This window comes from Salipaludibacillus sp. CF4.18 (assembly GCF_051262595.1).
GTDB lineage: Bacteria > Bacillota > Bacilli > Bacillales > Salisediminibacteriaceae > Salipaludibacillus > Salipaludibacillus neizhouensis.
The window spans coordinates 52,912-72,211 of record NZ_JBIMEV010000003.1 but is presented as its reverse complement, the minus strand read 5'-3'; the positions used below and the strand labels follow the sequence as shown (position 1 = coordinate 72,211).

Here is a 19,300-nt window from a genome sequence, read left to right as displayed (position 1 = left end):
GCCTTTCTGTGTCTAATTATTCCCTTAATGAAAGAACAGAAACCTCGACTTCATTAATAAAAACAGTAGACACGAAAAGCGATGACTTCAGCGGTGAAAATCTTTTTTAAAGCCTCCTAAAAACGGTCTTTGTTAGAAGAGGCAAAAAGATTGCCTCTGTAAAGCATCGACCTGTAGAGGATTCGAGTACTCGTAAATTTCTGATTAAAACAATATTAGACGAAAAAACATCGTAAAAAAAGAGCACCTTAGAAGGAGTGCTCTTGTTTGATTTAATTAGTCATTCTCTTTCGTATTTAGCCGCTTTTTCTTAAGGAGAAAGTGTACAATCATAAATGTAAAATAAATTAAAATTGCTACAATCATTAAACTTGAAAATTCCAGCTTAGCATTAAACCTTACTACAACAATCAGTGAAAGTAATAATAATGTGATAATCGTTCCGTATTTTGGAATAGGAATTTCTTTTAAACTTGGAATTTTTATTTTACTTACCATTAACACACATAAAAGTGTGTATATAGTAGCTAAAGCTGCATCAGGTATCGCGAAGTTAAAGATCGTTAATAATGCAATCACACCACCGGCAGCAGTAATCGGTACACCGGTAAAATAATGTGCGGTTGAAGTTTCTTCGTCAATATTAAATCGAGCTAGTCTAATCGCTCCGAAAACCGGAAACATACCTGCTATTAATAAGCCGATCATTCCAATATCAACAAATGTCGTACTAAATATTAAAATAGCAGGTGCAATACCAAAGGTTACAATATCAGCTAAAGAATCCAATTCTTTACCAAATGCACTTTCCACGTTAAGTTTTCTAGCTATCCATCCATCCATACTATCTAGCATCATCCCGATAAGTATAAAAAGTGAAGCATTTTGATAATCTCCTAACATAGCTGAGCCAACGGATAAAAATCCGAATAAAAGATTACTCAATGTTATGAAGTTTGGAATATTTCGTTTGATCACTTAATCATATCCTTTCTGCGTATTGGGTTGTATTTATGATTATATTCTATTGGATGTATTATATTAGCAGAAAGAAATAGCCACCCTGTCTGTGAGTCAGGTGACTATTTCAATAAAAAGCTGTTAAAACTATGTTGCCAACTGCCATTACCGCAAAATAAAATACCTACTAGAACAAGTTATTTTATTCCTTATTTACTTACTCATAGTATACCGTATTAGAAAGTTGAAATGCAATTGACAGCATTATCTTTAAATTGATTTCTCTATTTTTTCAACACGCGTTTCTTGTATTATTGTTTGTTTTTCCCTTTCAACCAAAAAGTAGATACTAGGAATCAGGAGGAGAGTTATCGTTGTTGCGAATAAGAGACCAGATATAACAACTGTAGCTAAAGGTGCTTGATAACCTGCAGATGCACCGCCTAATATAGCTAAAGGAAGCATACCGCCTACAGTTGTCATCGTTGTCATGAATATCGGACGTAATCTATTTTTCCCGGCTTGAACCATCGCTTCTCTGATCGGTAAACCTTCACGTCTTAACTGGTTTGTTCTATCAACGAGTAAGATGGCGTTGTTTAAAATTATTCCTATGAGCATTAACAATCCCATTGCAGAGATAACACTTAATTCACGTTGAGTTACTAATAAGCCTAGAATAACACCCGTTGCTGTGAAAGGAATGATTGACATAATAATAAGTGGATGTTTTAAGCTGTTAAACTGTATGGCCATGACAACATAAACTAGAAACAATGAGATGATAAAAATAAAAATTAAATCATTCATCGCTTCTTGCTGAGTTTCTAAATCCCCACTCAGTTGTACCTCATAACCAGGTAAGTCTTTCCGATTCGATATTAATTCTTGAAGCTCGCTGTTTACCGAGCCTAAATCACGATTCTCGATCGAAGCAGTAACTTGAATAACTCGTTTGCCATCGATTCTTTCAATTTTATTAGGTGCATCTAATGAGGTAAAGGAAACATATTCGGATAGGGTTTTTTCACCTTCCCTAGATGTAACTGTTACGTCTAAAAGATTATCAATCGTCTTTGGACTCTCGTCTGCTTTGATAAATACAGGAATATAGTCACTAGTTTCATTATTACTAGGAATTTCAGCAATTGGATCTACTGTTTCAGATAAAGTCAGTTTTTCTAAAACTGTCATTTTAGATATGCCATCTTTTTTCAATTGATCTTCATCTAAGACAATTCTTTTTGTTTCCTGGCTATTATTAAAAGAGGTAACGACATTTGTAACTCCTTCAACGGTTTTTAAATCATTTTGGACATCTTCAGCCAAAAGTTGCAACTCCTCAAAATCTTCCCCGACTACCTCCATCTGAATGGATTGTTGACCACCGGTATCCATCATACTTAAAACGTTGGATATAGGAGTCTCATCTTCTAATTCTCGAATGCTGGATATAACTTTGGAAACAACTTTATCTTGAGAAACAGTGATTTCATTTTCTTTTGTTAAATTAACTAAGACATAGAAATTGTCTATATTATCCATGACAATATAACTATCAACATCCTGTAAATCTTCTAGTTGAAAGTGAATGGCATCTGCAATATCTTCTCTTTCTTCCGCACTAAGACCGGTTTCGAGATCTACAGTAAGCTCCGTGTATCGATTAAAAATATCGGGCATGAGTGTAACTGGAACTTTAGCTGTTAAAAATAATGAGCTGGCTAAAATGACTAGGAATAAACTAATTACATAAATACTGCGTCTCTTTTTTTCTGAGATCCACTGAAGTATTTTTCCGTAAGTTTGCGTGATAGGTCCGTCTGACACTCTGGTTGAATTTTTTCGAAGTTTCAAGAAATTTTCGGAAAGTGTTGGAATAACAGTAAAAGATATAAGTAAAGAACTAACGAGTGTGATCACAACTACTAGGGAAAGGACAATGATAAACGCACCCATTTCACCTCCAAATAGACCAATCGGTAAAAATACAACAATGGTTGTCAACATCGAAGCTATTACTGGAGAAGCAACTTCCTTTACACCTGTCATGACTGCCTCTTTACCAACAAAACCATTTTCTTTCTTACGGTAGATGGATTCCATAATAACAATCGATGCATCGACCATCATTCCAATTCCGAGCCCTAAAGCAATCATTGAAAGCATGTTTAAACTGTATCCTATGATCCACATCGTTGAGAATGTTAAAAGTAATGATAAAGGAATAGACAAGCCTACAATGATCGTCGCTCGTGGATTTCTCAAAAACAGGAACAAGACGATTATAGCAATGATCCCTCCAAAAAGAACACTTTGGGTAACACCATCTATCGCATCCTGAACATAATCCGCTTGATTGACAATTTCATTCAAAGAAAAACCAGAGACTAAATTCTCTTCATTTATTAAAGCTACTTCGCTCCGGACCGCATTTGCCATATCTATTTGTGTAAACCCGTCCGTACGACCAATCTCCGTAAATATAAAACCAGCATCACCATTTTTCCAAGTTTCCGCTTGAATTTCCGATGTTATTTCAGTCACTTCAGCAATGTCTTCGATTTGAAAGGATCCCATTCTTGTTTCCATGAGATCTTCAATGGATTGAAAGGACTGTTCCCACCGAAGACTTGGTTGACCTTCTTCATCTGACAATTCTCCCAATGATAAATCTAAGTTAACTTCTTGAATCGATTTAATCGCTTGATCGACTGTTAGTTCATGTTCCGCTAATTTATCTTCATCAAAGACAAGTTCCCATTCTTTTTCTTGTAAACCGGTAAATGCCACCTCTCTAACTTCCGGTAAAGCTTCGAGTCTTGGTTTGAGAACATTGTTAGCAAAGGTTGTCATTTCGTTTATAGACCCTTCAGAAATATCCATAAAAAATTCATAAGGCTGATCGGTCGAAAACTGTTGAACAGTCAAATCTGTGACAGGCAAGTCACTCGTAATAGATTGTAAAGTACTTTCCACATCCAAGGAGGCTTCCTTACCCATTCCTTCATCAGTGAAGTACTGAATCACCGCTAAACCTTCTGAGGAGGTCGATGTATAGGAATCAATGCCTTCTACACCTTCGATACTTTGCTCGGCAATCAATGTCACCCTTTCCTCTACTTCGCTTGAAGTTAGAGAACCTGATTCCATATAGATAATTCCTCCATCCATCGTCACTGGTGGAAGCAATTCTTGATCTAACTTACCGATAGAATAGAATCCAATTCCTAATATGAATACTACAAAGAGACCAACAATCAGTTTTCGTTCTAACAATACACGTAATAAATTCATTAACATCGCCCACCTTATTTAGTTGATAACTTAAGCTTATGTGTTGGCGGGCAATAGAACGACGTACTAGAGACTTGTATTTAATAAGACTTGAGGCGTATAATTTTCAGAAGTTCGGATGTGAAAATTTTTATGTGAACAAAAAGGATAAATCAATCGTAATCACGAATTAACAATTAGGGTTAGGAATCTAGCTAGAATAAGTGAGGGATATATAATGATGAATAAAATAATTTTAATTGGCTCTAGTGGTTCAGGTAAGTCTACAATGGCCCGTCAATTGGGGGACAAGTTAAATGTAGATGTTTATCATTTAGATTCATTGTTTTGGAAGCCCGGATGGGTTGAAGTTCCTAAGAATGAACAACGTGAAACCCAAAAGCAGCTTGTGAGAAAAGATCGATGGATTATCGATGGGGACTATGAATCTACGGTTGATTTAAGAATGAATGCTGCTGATACTGTGATTTTTCTAGATACGAATCGATATCTATGTCTTTATAGGGTTGTAAACAGATGGAGAAAGCACCGAAATAAAACGAGACCGGATTCTGGTGCGGGTCCTGATAGGATTACATCCTCCTTTTTAAAGTGGGTATGGTCATATCCTAATATAGTACGACCAAAAGTCATGGAGAAAATAGAGAGGTTAAAAGATGAAAAACAAATTATTATCTTGAAAACTCCAAAAGAGGTCCAGACCTTCGTCGATAGAACCATCGCATGATAAATTTTGAATATAAATAGCAATCGTCTAGCGTATTTGAGCAAATTTCAGTGGTTTGTCATTAGAAAAAAATGCTGTTTTTTACATGATAGGAATATATAAAGTTATGTTTTTTAGATATTGTTGTTGCCTCTCGAACAAAGGAGTCTCGAATCCGCTCTAGGTGGCTGCGTTCAACAGAAGATAGGGAAAGGGAAAAGCGGGTTTGAAAACCCCTTTAAAGAGGGAAGTTTAAACTTTATAAACTGCTATCGAAGAAGGAAGAGTGATAATTATGCCAACAACGAAATGGTTTAAATTTTTATACGGATTAGTTCTACTATTAATTGCTGTTAATTTAGCTGTACAAGTACCTTTTATTTTCCAACCTATTGGAGTAGCTTTCAGTACGATAGCGCCAGTTTTAATTATTGGAGGCGTTCTTTATTACATATTGCGTCCACTTGTGGGGCTCTTGAATAAAAAACTTCCAAATGCACTTTCAATAGTACTTATCTTTCTAGCATTCGCTGGGATAGTTACAGGTTTAATTATGTTTGTAGGACCTATATTAGTAGGTCAAATTACGCAATTAGTCGAAAACTTTCCTAACTTTGTTGAAACAGCGCAAACTTGGCTCAATGGTATCATGCAAAGCAATTGGGTAGCATATATTCAAAACGAACAAGCTTTCCAAGAGTTTGATACTTCCACAATCACAGATAATCTCTCCGGAATTTTTTCGAATATGAGTGAGAATATCATGAGCTTTTTTGCGGCGTTATTTACGACAGTAACAGTGATTGTTATTATGCCTTTTGTGCTGTTTTTCTTATTAAAGGATGCGCACAGACTTCCAGATAATGTTTTACGATTTTTACCAAAAGAACAAGTGGGGGAAGGTCAACGTATTTTAACTGACATGGATGAGACACTAAGTGCTTACATACAAGGTCAGGCAATTGTAAGTGTTTTTGTAGGAGCATTATCTCTCATTGCATATTTAATTATTGGAGTTGATTATGCATTAATTCTTGCGATTGTTGCAATGTTTACAAATTTAATCCCATTTATTGGACCTTTCATTGGGACAATGCCGGCTGTGTTTGTTGCGTTATTCCAAAATCCGGTAATGGCACTTTGGGTTATTCTTGCTATCGTAGTTATTCAGCAAATAGAAGGAAATGTGATTTCACCAAACGTAATGGGCAGAAAACTTCACATCCATCCACTAACGATAATTTTAGTGCTACTGATTGCCGCGAACCTTGCAGGTTTAGTTGGATTAATTCTAGCCATTCCTTCCTATGCAATTGGAAAGGTAGTTGTTCAAAATATCTATCGTCTGCTAAGACTTCGATATCCGCAAATACGATAGTATAATGCTAGAAATTGGGGGCAATTAACAGTGAAAGAAATCATTTCATTTTTAAAAGAATTGTCAAACGAATTTGTAAACGATAATGCGCCTATACTTGCAGCGGCACAAGCGTATTATTATTTGCTGTCCATAGTTCCTCTGTTAATTTTGGTTTTAGCAATTTTGCCATACTTAGATATAAATCCTGATAACGCTATACAACTTATTCAAAGTGCACTACCGAGCGAAATGGCAGAGATATTACAGGATACAATTTTCACGATCATATCCACTCCCAGTGGTGGGTTGTTAACCATTGGTATAATAGGAACAATCTGGTCAGCCTCAAACGGAATGAATGCATTTATTCTGGCAACGAATACCGCTTATAATGTTACTGAGAAAAGATCATTCTTAAATAGAAGACTTCATTCTGTACTACTTACATTCGGTATGATTATCGCTCTGGTAGCCACGTTAATTTTACCGGTTTTTGGAGAAGTTATCATGAGTTTTGTTAGATCATTTATGGTGATTCCAGGCGATTTTGAAATAATCTTTTTCATGGTAAGGACCCTTCTTGGATTTGTAATTATGGCGTTGGTTCTTGCTGCTCTCTATTATTTTGCACCTACCATTAAGCTTCCTTTCAAAATGGTACTGCCGGGAGCGATTTTTGCGATCATTTCCTGGCAGGTTATCTCTTGGGGATTCTCGTACTATGTTAGTAATTTTGGTAATTTTTCAGCTACCTATGGAAGTCTGGGTGGTATCATCATACTCATGCTCTGGTTTTTCTTAACAGGTCTTATTCTTGTAGTAGGGGCAGAGATTAATGCTATCTATTACAATCGTAAAAGCATTATCACAGTATCCAGAGTAAAATAAAAAAGGAGCAGGCACCATTATTTAATGGGCTCTGCTCTTTTTAATTGATATTTAATAGTTCTTTTGCTCGTGTTACTTCCTGTTCAGATGGGGTTTTGACACCGTCGAGAGGATAGGTTAAACCTAACTCTTTCCATTTATATACTCCCATTTTATGGTAGGGTAGAATTTCTACTTTTTCTACGTTCGTAAGCGTAGAAATAAAAGACGAAAGATCTGTTAAATCTTTTTCTGTATATTTTCCAGGAACGAGAACATGGCGAATCCACACTGGGATTTCAAGAGAAGAAAGTTGTTTCGCAAATTCTAAAATATGTTTGTTTGAGACACCCGTTAATTTCCGGTGTTTTTCATCGTCCATTTGTTTTATATCTACTAGTACTAAATCGGTATAGGTCAGTAGTTCTAGAAAAGTATTTTGAAAAACTGCTGACTTGGAATAACATCCACCAGAACTATCAATGGTTGTGTGAATACCTAGTTTTTTACACTCTTTAAAAAGAGCAAGCAAAAAGTCGAGCTGCAGAAGGGGCTCTCCGCCACTTACGGTCACACCGCCGCCAGAATGCTTCATGTAAGGAAGGTATTTTTTGATATCTTCCATTAATGATTTCACGCTCATGATTTCTCCTGTAGTACGATTCCAAGTATCGGGGTTATGACAAAATTGCAACGGAGTAAACAACCTTGAGTAAAAATAACATAACGAATACCCGGTCCGTCCACCATGCCTGACGTTTCAATGGAATGGATTCTTCCTTCCATAATGAATTCCTCCTTGAGATTAGTATGTATAGGGGAGCGTAAGTGCTCCCCAACAAATGATTTTTACCTTAAATGTGTGTTTAATGCATTTCCCAATTTTTCTATCACATAGATTCGTGGAATGTCCGATTTATCACGTCTATTTGTTGTTCACGAGTAAGTTTTATAAAGTTAACCGCGTATCCCGACACTCTGATTGTAAGTTGGGGATATTCTTCCGGTTTTTCCATCGCGTCAAGTAAAGTGGAGCGGTCAAACACATTAATGTTTAAATGGTGGCCTTGTTTATCAGAATATCCGTCAAGGATCGCTGATAGATTTGCTTTTTGTACATCTTTTTCTTTACCCAGTGCTTTAGGTACGATAGAGAAGGTGTTTGAAATACCATCTAAAGAATGCTCATAAGGCATTTTTGCAACAGAGTTCAGAGAAGCCAATGCACCTTTTTTATCGCGACCGTGAAGCGGATTAGCACCAGGCGAGAATGGTTCACCACTTTTTCGGCCATCAGGTGTGTTCCCGGTTTTCTTTCCGTAAACAACATTGGAAGTAATCGTAAGGATAGACATGGTTGTCTTAGAGTTTCTGTAAGTTTGGTGCTGCTTTAACATTTTTGAAAATTTAATAACGATGTCTTTTGCAATGTCGTCGACAAGGTCGTCATCATTTCCATATTGTGGATAGTCACCTTCGATCTCATAGTCGACAGCTAATCCGTTTTCATCACGGATTACTTTTACTTTAGCGTGTTTAATCGCACTTAATGAATCTGCTACAACGGACAATCCGGCAATTCCAGTGGCCATGGTACGCATGATTTCTTTATCGTGTAATGCCATTTCAATTCTTTCATAGCTGTACTTATCATGCATCAAAGTGGATAATGTTTAAAGTATTTATATAAAGATCCGATAACCACTCTAATACCCTGTCATAGTTGTTCATAACTTCGTTGTAATCTAAATAATCGGAAGTGATAGGCTTTATGCCAGGTGCAACTGTGACGTTCGCTTTTTCGTCAACTCCACCATTGATCGCATACAGTAAAGCTTTAGCTAAATTTGCTCGTGCCCCAAATAATTGCATTTGTTTTCCTATTTCCATTGCGGAAACGCAGCAGGCAATACCATAATCATCACCAAATTCAGGTCGCATAATTTCATCATTTTCATATTGTAAGGAACTCGTCTCGATAGACATTTTTGAACAGAAATGCTTGAATGATGTTGGCAATGCAGGTGACCAAAGGATGGTTAAGTTTGGCTCGGGTGCTGGTCCAAGATTTTTTAACGTGTGTAAAAATCGGAATGAGTTTTTTGTAACCAATGGACGACCGTCTTTACCAATTCCACCAATAGATTCGGTTACCCAAGTAGGGTCACCACTGAATAATTCATTATATTCAGGTGTTCGTGCAAATTTTACTAATCTTAGCTTCATAACAAAGTGGTCAACTAATTCTTGTGCATCTTTTTCTGTCATTTTTCCAATTTCGAGATCACGTTCAATATAAATATCTAAAAAGGTAGAAACCCGTCCTAAACTCATTGCTGCCCCATTTTGTTCTTTTACTGCTGCTAGATAGCCAAGGTAGAGCCATTGAAAAGCTTCGCTAGCGTTTTGCGCAGGTTCTGAAATGTCAAAGCTGTAAATATTCCCAAGCTCTTTCAACTCTTGCAAGGCTCTGATTTGCTCCGCAATTTCTTCACGTAATCGAATGACATCCTCCGTCATTTTACCTGCGAGACTAGCAAGCTCTTCTTTTTTTACAGCTACTAGATAGTTGACACCATACAAGGCAACTCGTCTATAGTCTCCAATAATTCTGCCGCGGCCGTATGCGTCTGGCAGACCAGTAATAATACCGACCTTTCTAGCGAGCATCATTTCAGGAGTGTAAGCGTCAAATACTCCTTCGTTGTGAGTTTTCCGATAATCAGAAAAGATTTTTTCTACTTTTTCGTTCAATTTATAGCCATAAGATTCAAGCGCAGCTTTAGCCATTCTAATACCGCCATATGGTTGCATGGAGCGCTTAAAGGGGATATCAGTTTGAACACCAACAATTTTTTCCGTTGCAGGATTTAAATAACCTGCCTTATGGGAGGTTATCGTTGATACTATTTCTGTATCAAGATCATACACACCACCGCGTTCACGTTCTTCTTTTGTTAGTTTCATCACTAGTTCCCATAAATCTTTTGTAGCTTTGGTTGCGTTAGTTAAAAAAGACTCGTCACCTTCATATACTTTGTAATTGGTTTGGATAAAATCTCTTACATTTACTTCATTTTCCAACCCTGTTTGAATCCTTCCCATCCACGCTTTTCATTTTTTTCAAAAGTAGTCACCATCAAAGATTCCTCCATTTCTAAATTGAGATAAAAGTTTTTATGTGAAAACATTCACATGATGTTGTAATTTAATTATAAAACAGAATAAGGAAGAGGAGTAACTTGAAATGTGACACTTTCATGACGAATATAACAGAATGTTTTTTCTTATATAACAGAAGGTAAAAGTGGTGATTCAGTAGTACAAGTTTTATAGTACAGGCAACTCAACTAAAAAAGGTGTCCCTTAGGACACCTTTTTTAAACTGCTGATGAAGAGTATATTTTATGTTGGATTGCTTGATAGATTGTTTGTGCTTCTAACTCTGTTACCGGAATCATTGGTAATCTAACAGGTCCTACGTGTATACCCTTCATTTCCAATGCTGCTTTCACTGGGGAAGGACTTGGCGCAATAAACATCGCTTTCATCATTGGCACTAAATCTCGATGAAGTGCGGAAGCATATTGGCTGTTACCGTTTTGGTGAGCGGTAATCATAGTTTGCATCTCACTACCAATAATATGTGAGGCAACAGATACGACTCCGTGTCCACCGATGGCTAATACCGCTAAGGTTAGACTATCATCACCACTGTAGAGAGAAAAGTTCTCTGGAGTATTTTGAATGATCGTAGTCATTGCATCAAGATCACCACTTGCTTCTTTAACGGAAACAATATTTTCAACCTGGGATAGTCGAATGATAGTTTCCGGTAACATGTTCACGGCAGATCTACCAGGAATATTGTAAAGCATAACTGGTAAGTTTGTAGACTCGGCTACCTTTTTAAAATGAAGGTAAAGGCCTTCCTGATTTGGCTTGTTGTAGTATGGATTAACGAGCATCACTCCATCTACACCAGTTTGCGTTGCTAATTTTGTTAATTCTACAGATGCTTTCGTACTGTTGGAGCCTGTTCCAGCAATAACCGGGATTCTTCCATCGACAACTTCCACGATATAACGGAATAATGAAAGTTTCTCCTCATTCGTTAATGTTGGGGATTCTCCAGTTGTGCCTGCAACAACAAGACCATCTGATCCATTTGCAATTAAATAATTTACTAATTCTCTTGTAGCATGAAAATCAATGTTTTCCTCTTGGTCAAATGGCGTGACCATCGCGGTTAAAACGTGTCCGAAATTCATTTGAAACACCTCTATTCAACAAATTTTGTTCGTCCAATCTACATGACGAGTCCAAGGTCCTGAATAGAGCTAAATCGCATGAGTAACTGTTATTTAAACACTAAAAAGCAACAACGAGGGTATCGTTGCTGCTAGAATGTATAACACAGTTATTCCAGCGTGAGATAGCCCTCCATATAGTCATCTGACTACATGACAGTTCTGCATTTATTCAATGACAGACCCAACAACAATCCTATGAGCAGACTATTGCTTCGGCAAGTATCCCTTTCGATATTTATCATAGGAGCTCAATCTCCTCAAAATACGTACTAATGACCTTTGCACCTCTATACTCACTTCAAAAGATAATTGAAGTAAATAAATATGAACTTTGAGTTTACTTTATCAAAGAAAAGTAACTTTTGCAATAGTTTTTGAATTTTATCTGTTGGACTTGGTTCTACTATTCCCGTAATACAATAGTTGAAACTTGTCTATGAAATAGGAATAGTCTAAATAACGCTCGCAGCAAGTCTTGAAAGAATAATAAAATATTAAACTAAGATACTTTTTCCGCTTGCCAATTTTTATTTTTTGAAAAAGAAGAAAGCTTTATATTACCTAGAGCAACACCAAGGAGAACAACAATAACACCTAACCATTGGATGGGTGCAACGTATTCTACTAAAACTACTGCAGAAAGTATGACAGCGACTGGAAGTTCAGAAGCAGAAAGAATTGTTCCAAGACCAGTGCCAACTTTCGGCATTCCAATCGCAAATAGTAACGGTGGCAAACAAACCCCAAATACGCCTAGGAAAACGCCATATGGTGAAAAGCTAATCATTTGCGAAACACTCTCAAATGCGGTAGTCGGAGGGAAAAGAATACTAACAAAGATAAGTCCTCCTGTCGCGATTAGCGCGCTTTTCTGTAAAGGAGGAAGTTCTTTTCCAACGTTGCCGCTAATAAATAAGAATGAAGTAAACGTGAAAGCAGATAGAATACCAAAAATGACACCATTTATCGTAAAGCTTCCAAATCCATTCGTAATAATTGCAGTAGCTAAAAGTGAGCCTATGAGTAATATGACAATCGAGAGCCATTGAGCTTTACTCGGAGTTTTGCGATACAGAATGTAATCAAACAGAGATCCAATCCATACAAATTGAAATAAAAAGATGATCGCTAATGAAGCATCTATAGTTTGCAGCGAAAAGTAATAAAAAACACCGGTTAAACTCATAGGAATTCCGCAAAGTAAAAGCAAGCCAAGATACTTTATTGACATCTTGGATTTTCTAGTGAAAAGCACAAGTATCCAAAGAAGTGCAGCACCTATCATAAATTGACTAATAGTAATTTGAGCTAAATTAAAACCAGCACCATATGCAAGTTTCACACTCGTAGATAGTGCTCCTAAAGAACAACCACCAATAAAAACAAATAAAGCATACATCCACATTTTCATAATCTTTCACCTCTAAATTTATTTTGAATACAAAAAAGCCATACATCGGGTCAGATGTATGGCGAAAATAAAGGATTACCCTTTAGAAAAGTCCATGTTCTTCACAAATTGCGAAGTTTTGATATTCAATTATTCCTTATTCATCTTAGTCATTTATTAAGGTTTTGTCAAGGGATTTTCAGCAAAATGGATATGAAGAGGAAGATGGAATGTTAGAAGCCCACGGAACAGCGGCGGTAGTGCCTACAGTATGCGTATATTCATGTGATATTGCGATGGAAGCGTCCAGCTGCGGCAAGGGGGTGGAACCGCCTGTTCTAATTCACCACGGACGGATGCTTTCACTTTTTTGATAGTGATTGTAAGAAAATGTATAAAGTAATACAATTAAAAGCAGATATCATATAATCATTAAGTGAGGGTGAAAAAATATGAGAAAAGTCGAGGTTGTCTCTTACAGAGAAGAATGGACACTATTATTTCAAGAGGAGTCTATAAAAATATCTCGTATTTTCGGGAGTGAGTGTATACATCTATATCATATTGGCAGTACAGCAATACCGAACATGCATGCTAAGCCAGTAATTGACATCCTTGTTGAGGTGCAGAAGATAGAGAATGTCGATTCTTTTAACTTGGAAATGGAGCGGATTGGCTATGTGGCTATGGGAGAAAACGGTATTGAAGGTAGACGTTTTTATAAGAAAGGGGGAAATAACCGGAGTCATCACGTTCATGTTTTTGGAACGCAAAATAGAGAAATACAACGGCACATAGTATTTAAGGACTACTTGATAGCTCACCCACATGAAGCAGACAGGTACAGTCAACTGAAACAACTGTTGGCGAAAAAGTATCCAGATGATATCGAGAAATACATAGATGGTAAAAACAATTTTATTAAGGATATCGATGCTAAAGCAAATAGATGGTTAAAAGCTAGATAAAATGAAACTGGTATAATTATGAGCAGAATTTGCATTCATTAATGATGGAAAGGAGATCTTAATATGATAGAACTAAAATTTTTTGACACTGCGGATTTTGAAAGGCTTATAAGTTGGATTGATTCCCCGGAGTTATTACTAAAATGGGGTGGACCAGGGTTTATTTATCCATTGGATGAGGGGCAATTAAATATATACACGAAAAATTCGAATCATGAAAATGCAGAAACTCTCGTATATAACGTTATTCACCAAAAATCCGGTGAAATTCTTGGACACATTTCCTTAGGGAAAATAAATCGAAAAAATAGATCTGCCAGGATCGGGAAAGTATTAATTGGTTCTGAAGATGTAAGAGGGCAAGGTATAGGACAACAAATGATGAAAGAAATACTCAAAGTAGCATTCGATGAACTTCAATTACATCGCGTAAGTCTGGGAGTGTTTGACTTCAATACTGCTGCAATAAAGTGTTATGAAAAAGTAGGCTTTAAAAAAGAAGGTTTACTTAGGGACACTGCAAAAAATGGAGACGAATATTGGAGTCTATATGAAATGAGTATCTTAGAGGAAGAATGGAGGAGAAATTAAATCATGAATAAATCAAAAAAGACTTATTCATGATGGGAATTTTTCCATTCTAGAATCATGATATTTTCGTTTGGAAGGCTTTATGATAACGAATAATAAAACAGTCGTCAGCACCAATGTGATAAAAGCACCACTTACAACGGCATATTGAACGGAAATTAAATGAACTGTGACAGCAAAAATAGAAGTGGTAACTATGACAAGAAAGGCTTCAACAAAACCATACATACTTCCAATACGTCCCATAACTTATAAAAAACACCAAGATGTAAATGACCCATAAGGAAGTATAGAAAACTGCTAAACATGTAATTAGAATGCCTTGCAGAAGATCCAACAAAATCATGAAGTGCTTTTTGTTAAGCCGGTCAATTATGCTGCCACTCCATAAATTAGTTACCAGTGTAGCTAAAGGTTTGATGATGTAAAGTAATGCCACGGCAAGAGCAGATCCTGTCATATTGAAAACGATAACATTCAAAGCAATAAAGTAGATCCACATGCCAATATTGGAAATTCCAATACCAAATAATAAGATGGAAGGATACTTCCATGATTTCAATACTATTTTAATATTCACTAAAAAACCCCATCCCCAAGAATTTAATCTTGAGGACGAGATTCGAAATCGCGGTGCCACCCCAGTTTATTAATATGTCACCATATTAATCTTATCAAGTACGTCAAAGGCAGAAACACCCGTGGTTTACTAGAGGTTCAAACAAATGATTATACTTTAGCTCTATAACGGGAGCTCCCGTCACATCATCCCCAGCGAAGGTTCCAATGCGACACTTAGAGGCTTGGTTCAATAAATTCATTCTTACTCCTTTTCAATTAACGGAGCTCCCTGTAAAGAACATCATTACCTACTCTTCTCTTCATTGCGTTTCAAATATTTAAAATATCTTATCATTTATAACAAATATTGTAAACAGTGTTATTTTACAAGATAAATTAGAGTTAACTCGTAAAAAGCCCTGAGCGAATGATGATCCCCTTAAGGTAAGGTAGATTATTTCCTTTGGGTATCTAATTGGGCATGAACTCCCTAATTTACCAGGCTCATGCCTTTTATTTTTGCCTTTATTCGATTGTGATTAGGTTTTCTTATTTTTGCATTTTATTTTCCAAATCAGAATCTATTACTCAACTAATTAATTGTTTCTTAAGAACGATTTGGTATAGATAAAGGCTCCCTATCTGTTAACTTTTCCTTTAATAATTTTTTTACTAGAGTTGCTGCTTTTACTTTGACATCAAGAGCTGGAGAAGTCTGAACGGTAAAGTTTCCAGTTGAGATGGAAGCTTTTAATTCATTAACTGTATTACACTCCTCATTAAAATCATTATAAACACTTCCGTATTGTAAGTATTGGTGAGTGTCGCTGCCTCCAACAATTGGGAGACCAACTACCTCCGCAAAATTAATTAATTTACTTGTATATGGTTCTTTTCCATATGCATATAGATCCTTCCCGTTTAGATCAAAAGCATCGAGGCGTTGAAGCTGTTTGATTTCAAGATGGTGGAGAGGGGTGCTCTCCCGGAATGGATGAGCGCCTATTTTTAACAATTGATAACCTTCAACAAGATTCAAAAGATCATCAAAAGGAAGGAATGTTGTCTCGGTTGTATGATTTTCTAGAGCTTTACGAATCTCCAGCACATCTTCACGGTTCCCAATCAGGAGAATATGTCCGTTTTCCTGAATATCTACTTCAATTCCTGGAAAAAGCTTTAATCCGTCAATCATATAATACCCTTGCTCGTACGTGTAATTCTTTTCAAGGAAATCAAAAAGATCATTCATTCGAAAGGTGTTAAAATGTTCCGTCATTGCCAGGGCTGTTAACCCGCTTGCTTTTGCCTCTTTCATCATCTCCCTAAAATAGTCAGGCATAAACAGCGACTTTTTAGATATTTTTACGTGACTATGAAAATCTATTCTCATGATAAAACCTCCTGTTTTTTAACTATTAAATATTTCCCACAACAAACAACGTGACAACATACAAAGCTGAAAATGTTAAAAACATGTAATCGCGAGATCGAAACGATAAATGAGCAAGCTTGATCTTTTTGACCTTCGGATGATTAAATGCATAGAAACTACCTTTCACCTCTAACGCTTCAACTGTTGTTCTTGCCCGCTTTGCAGTACTCAACAGCAAAGGATAAAAAGATAGTACAGCGATCTTTGCAAAATAACCTATCGTACGCCAATAAAGAAAACCATGTTTCATAGGGGCCTTTCCACGTAAACGGAAGGATAGAAATACGTGATGATATTCTTCTAGTAAACTAGGGAGCATCCGATAACCGTACGCAATACTAAAAGAGACTTGGCCAGGGACACCGATCTTTAGAAGTACGTTGCTCAATTTTTCCGGATCTATCGAACAAAAAACGGTGATACTTGCTAACGAGATGATAGATACCTTCATGGTTAAAATAATAAGCGGCAATATCACACTTAAATCACCACCAAAGAACCAAGATGCGATCAACAAATAACCACCTTGTCCTAGTAATCCTAAGCACAGAATCAGGATAATTAAAGGAGATATTTTGGCTGTGATTGTAGTTATAACCATGAATACCAGTAGCCCTATTAGTACAGGCTTATTATGAATAAACCAAGGAGCCATTCCGAAAAATAGATACCAGATAAATAGAGTACGTGGATCGAGCTTCGCTAAAAAGGTGTGACCATTCCCATAAGCAGTATTTAACAATTCAATTTTAACTTGTTCAACAGAGAGTTTTTCAGATAATTTCCGTGTATATTCCACTAGGATTCTCCTCTTTTTTTAATGCATGAACAAATTCTTCGACAGTGTAGGCGAGGGGAGACATATGTAACTTCCTGCTTAACTCTAAAATCTGAGGGGGTTTTAAACCAGCTAACTCAAGCAGGGATACGTTACTGAAAACTGATTCACGGTCTCCGTCGTGAATAACCTCCCCTTCATGTAAAACGATAATTCTGTTTGCCCATTCTGCGACAAGCTGCATGTCATGAGTCGCAATTATCACGGAACCAATTTGTTCTTTTAAAGAATCGATTAACTTCGTGATATGCTTACGAGTTGCAATATCTAGATTGGCTGTAGGTTCGTCCAGTAAAATGATAGAGGGATCCATAGCAACGCCAATCGCTAAAGATGCTCGTCTTTGTTGACCGCCGCTCATTAAACGGCTGTCGTTATCCTGTAGATCTGTCAAGTCGAATTGGCATAGTACATCCTCTACTATTTTTTCGTACCCAGGAACCTTTCGGGCTTTCAAATAAAACTCGACATCTTTTCTAACGCAGTCCTCAATAAACATCTCTTCAGGATTTTGGTAGATGTACGTAACAGTATCTGCCAATTTCTCGGGCGAGTAATTCCTAGTATTTTTACCTTCTACACATACATTACCTTTCTCTGGTTTAACGAGACCTGTGATTAATCGCATTAACGACGACTTTCCCGCACCGTTATTCCCTACAAGGGCTACTAAATCACCGTGATGAATATCTAAATTGATGTCTTTTAAAACCTTTTTTCGTGAGCGATTTACCATTTTATAAGAGAAACTGACTTGCTTAAGTTCAACAAGTTTATCCCTTTCCGCAAGGTGAGAGTAGTTGCTCCGTGGAAATTCATCTTTATGGTTGTTTAATTGGATTGGAAACAGGTTTAATGCATCCTCTAACCTCACTGGCAACGCATTATTTTTAAACTGTCCGCACTTATAGGCTGCTTGGGTCACTTGTGGTGGATATATTTTACTCGCTAACAGATGGTCTACTTCTTTTAAGGCGTCGTTAGTTGGCTTTTTCCAAATAATCTGGCCAGCATCCATTAACACAACTTGATCGCAAAACTCGGCAATAAATTCAGTATGATGTTCAATGACTATAATTGTTTTCCCATGATCTTTATTTAACATTTCTAAAATTTTATATACTTCTTCTGCATGGAAAGGATCGAGCTGAGCGACGGGTTCATCAATAATTAAGATATCAGGGTTAAGAGAAACAGCACCAGCTAAAGCGAGCTGGTGTTTCTGTCCTCCACTTAACTGCCAAACAAACTCATCATCATGACCATGCAGGCCAACTAAATCAAGTGCCCGTTTTCCTCTTTGTATGTAATCGGGAAAACCAAAATTAAGTGGTGCAAAACTCGCGTCTTCCAATACTCTTGGGCTAACTAGTTGATTTTCAAAGTCTTGATAAACATAGCCAACATGATGTGATAGTTCGGCAACTTTATGGCATTTGTATTGTCCTGGTCCCTCACGCGGTTTAGCGGAATTACTGAATTATCGTTTGTCCAGGTTTGGATTAGACTTACATACGATAGAAAAAAGCGGAAGTGAGTTACTAGAGGATATTTTGCATTTTCAAAAAGAGGATGTCGTCGTAATTTTTGGGTTTATTCGTTTGCTTCCAGAAGCAAACGTCATTTTGAAACAGGCCAAACAGGTGGGTTACCAAACAATTATTATTACCGATCAGATCGTCTCTGAATTTTCTACAGAAGCGGATGTCGTACTCTTTGCCGATCGTGGGGAAGTTCGGGAGTTTCATTCTATGATTGCACCTCTTTTTATCATTGAAAATTTAATTATTTCGATTGGCATGAGGAATAAAGAGGAAAACCTGAAACAACTGGACCGTCTTAGTCAACTTCGTAAACGTTATTCTAATGAGTTGCCGAGATAATCGACAATCATCTTCCTTTTTTCATTCCATTTTCACTTGATACAAGATATGAATACAAGCATTTTGTCATTAATACCATACAATGAATAAAGTAGTTTATGTATAGAACCGTCTTGTCTATTTAAAGGCGA

General features: G+C 36.8%; 14 protein-coding genes, 4 pseudogenes and 1 riboswitch. Of the genes and pseudogenes, 6 read left to right on the top strand and 12 right to left on the bottom strand.

What is annotated here, in order from left to right; translation table 11 throughout:
• Positions 1-276: 276 nt before the first annotated feature.
• On the bottom strand, positions 277-978 hold the full coding sequence (pssA, locus tag ACHABW_RS03280) for a CDP-diacylglycerol--serine O-phosphatidyltransferase (protein WP_435754032.1): 702 nt from the start codon (positions 976-978) through the stop codon (positions 277-279).
• A 252-nt stretch (positions 979-1,230) separates the two neighbouring features.
• Positions 1,231-4,257, bottom strand: coding sequence for an efflux RND transporter permease subunit (locus ACHABW_RS03275; RefSeq protein ID WP_435754031.1), 3,027 nt, complete (start codon positions 4,255-4,257; stop codon positions 1,231-1,233).
• 220 nt (positions 4,258-4,477) lie between these two features.
• Between ACHABW_RS03275 and ACHABW_RS03270 the strand changes: the two genes are divergently transcribed.
• From ACHABW_RS03270 to ACHABW_RS03260, 3 genes are all read left to right on the top strand, one after another.
• Positions 4,478-4,984, top strand: coding sequence for a DNA topology modulation protein (locus tag ACHABW_RS03270; protein ID WP_435754144.1), 507 nt, complete (start codon positions 4,478-4,480; stop codon positions 4,982-4,984).
• Between the two features lie 274 nt (positions 4,985-5,258).
• Positions 5,259-6,341, top strand: coding sequence for an AI-2E family transporter (locus ACHABW_RS03265; RefSeq protein WP_435754030.1), 1,083 nt, complete (start codon positions 5,259-5,261; stop codon positions 6,339-6,341).
• A gap of 30 nt (positions 6,342-6,371) precedes the next feature.
• Positions 6,372-7,211, top strand: a complete 840-nt coding sequence (locus ACHABW_RS03260) for a YihY/virulence factor BrkB family protein (protein WP_435754029.1) — start codon at positions 6,372-6,374, stop codon at positions 7,209-7,211.
• A 40-nt stretch (positions 7,212-7,251) separates the two neighbouring features.
• Here ACHABW_RS03260 and pflA read toward each other — a convergent pair.
• The 4 genes and pseudogenes from pflA to ACHABW_RS03240 form a co-directional block, all read right to left on the bottom strand.
• Positions 7,252-7,976 (bottom strand): annotated as a pseudogene (pflA, locus tag ACHABW_RS03255) (pyruvate formate-lyase-activating protein).
• A gap of 104 nt (positions 7,977-8,080) precedes the next feature.
• Positions 8,081-10,330, bottom strand: a pseudogene (gene pflB, locus ACHABW_RS03250) (formate C-acetyltransferase).
• 240 nt (positions 10,331-10,570) lie between these two features.
• Positions 10,571-11,461: a 4-hydroxy-tetrahydrodipicolinate synthase gene (dapA, locus tag ACHABW_RS03245; protein ID WP_435754028.1), complete on the bottom strand. Its 891-nt coding sequence runs from the start codon at positions 11,459-11,461 to the stop codon at positions 10,571-10,573.
• A 157-nt stretch (positions 11,462-11,618) separates the two neighbouring features.
• A riboswitch (Lysine riboswitch) is annotated at positions 11,619-11,801 on the bottom strand.
• Between the two features lie 201 nt (positions 11,802-12,002).
• A complete protein-coding gene (locus tag ACHABW_RS03240; RefSeq protein ID WP_435754027.1) occupies positions 12,003-12,914 on the bottom strand; it encodes an EamA family transporter in 912 nt (303 codons plus the stop codon).
• A 431-nt stretch (positions 12,915-13,345) separates the two neighbouring features.
• On the opposite strand from ACHABW_RS03240, the gene ACHABW_RS03235 reads away from it, so the two are divergent.
• Together ACHABW_RS03235 and ACHABW_RS03230 are read left to right on the top strand one after the other, a co-directional pair.
• Entirely contained in the window at positions 13,346-13,861 is a 516-nt protein-coding gene (locus ACHABW_RS03235) for a GrpB family protein (protein ID WP_435754026.1), read from the top strand.
• A 63-nt stretch (positions 13,862-13,924) separates the two neighbouring features.
• A complete protein-coding gene (locus tag ACHABW_RS03230) occupies positions 13,925-14,452 on the top strand; it encodes a GNAT family N-acetyltransferase (RefSeq protein WP_435754025.1) in 528 nt (175 codons plus the stop codon).
• A gap of 27 nt (positions 14,453-14,479) precedes the next feature.
• Here the strand turns inward: ACHABW_RS03230 and ACHABW_RS03225 are convergent, their stop codons facing one another.
• The 6 genes and pseudogenes from ACHABW_RS03225 to ACHABW_RS03200 all read right to left on the bottom strand — a co-directional run.
• The gene (locus ACHABW_RS03225) at positions 14,480-14,680 is read right to left on the bottom strand and encodes a hypothetical protein (RefSeq protein ID WP_435754024.1); all 201 of its coding nucleotides are present in this window, start codon (positions 14,678-14,680) and stop codon (positions 14,480-14,482) included.
• 19 nt (positions 14,681-14,699) lie between these two features.
• Positions 14,700-15,026, bottom strand: a pseudogene (locus ACHABW_RS03220) (MFS transporter); the annotation flags it as partial.
• A 594-nt stretch (positions 15,027-15,620) separates the two neighbouring features.
• Positions 15,621-16,406: a PHP domain-containing protein gene (locus tag ACHABW_RS03215; protein ID WP_435754023.1), complete on the bottom strand. Its 786-nt coding sequence runs from the start codon at positions 16,404-16,406 to the stop codon at positions 15,621-15,623.
• A gap of 25 nt (positions 16,407-16,431) precedes the next feature.
• Entirely contained in the window at positions 16,432-17,247 is an 816-nt protein-coding gene (locus ACHABW_RS03210) for an energy-coupling factor transporter transmembrane component T family protein (RefSeq protein WP_435754022.1), read from the bottom strand.
• Entirely contained in the window at positions 17,222-18,304 is a 1,083-nt protein-coding gene (locus ACHABW_RS03205; protein WP_435754143.1) for an energy-coupling factor ABC transporter ATP-binding protein, read from the bottom strand. The genes ACHABW_RS03210 and ACHABW_RS03205 overlap by 26 nt, the downstream gene beginning before the upstream one ends.
• Before the next feature lie 192 nt (positions 18,305-18,496).
• Positions 18,497-18,655 (bottom strand): annotated as a pseudogene (locus ACHABW_RS03200) (hypothetical protein); the annotation flags it as partial.
• Between the two features lie 67 nt (positions 18,656-18,722).
• Between ACHABW_RS03200 and ACHABW_RS03195 the strand changes: the two are divergent.
• On the top strand, positions 18,723-19,169 hold the full coding sequence (locus tag ACHABW_RS03195) for a MurR/RpiR family transcriptional regulator (RefSeq protein ID WP_435754021.1): 447 nt from the start codon (positions 18,723-18,725) through the stop codon (positions 19,167-19,169).
• Positions 19,170-19,300: the final 131 nt, after the last annotated feature.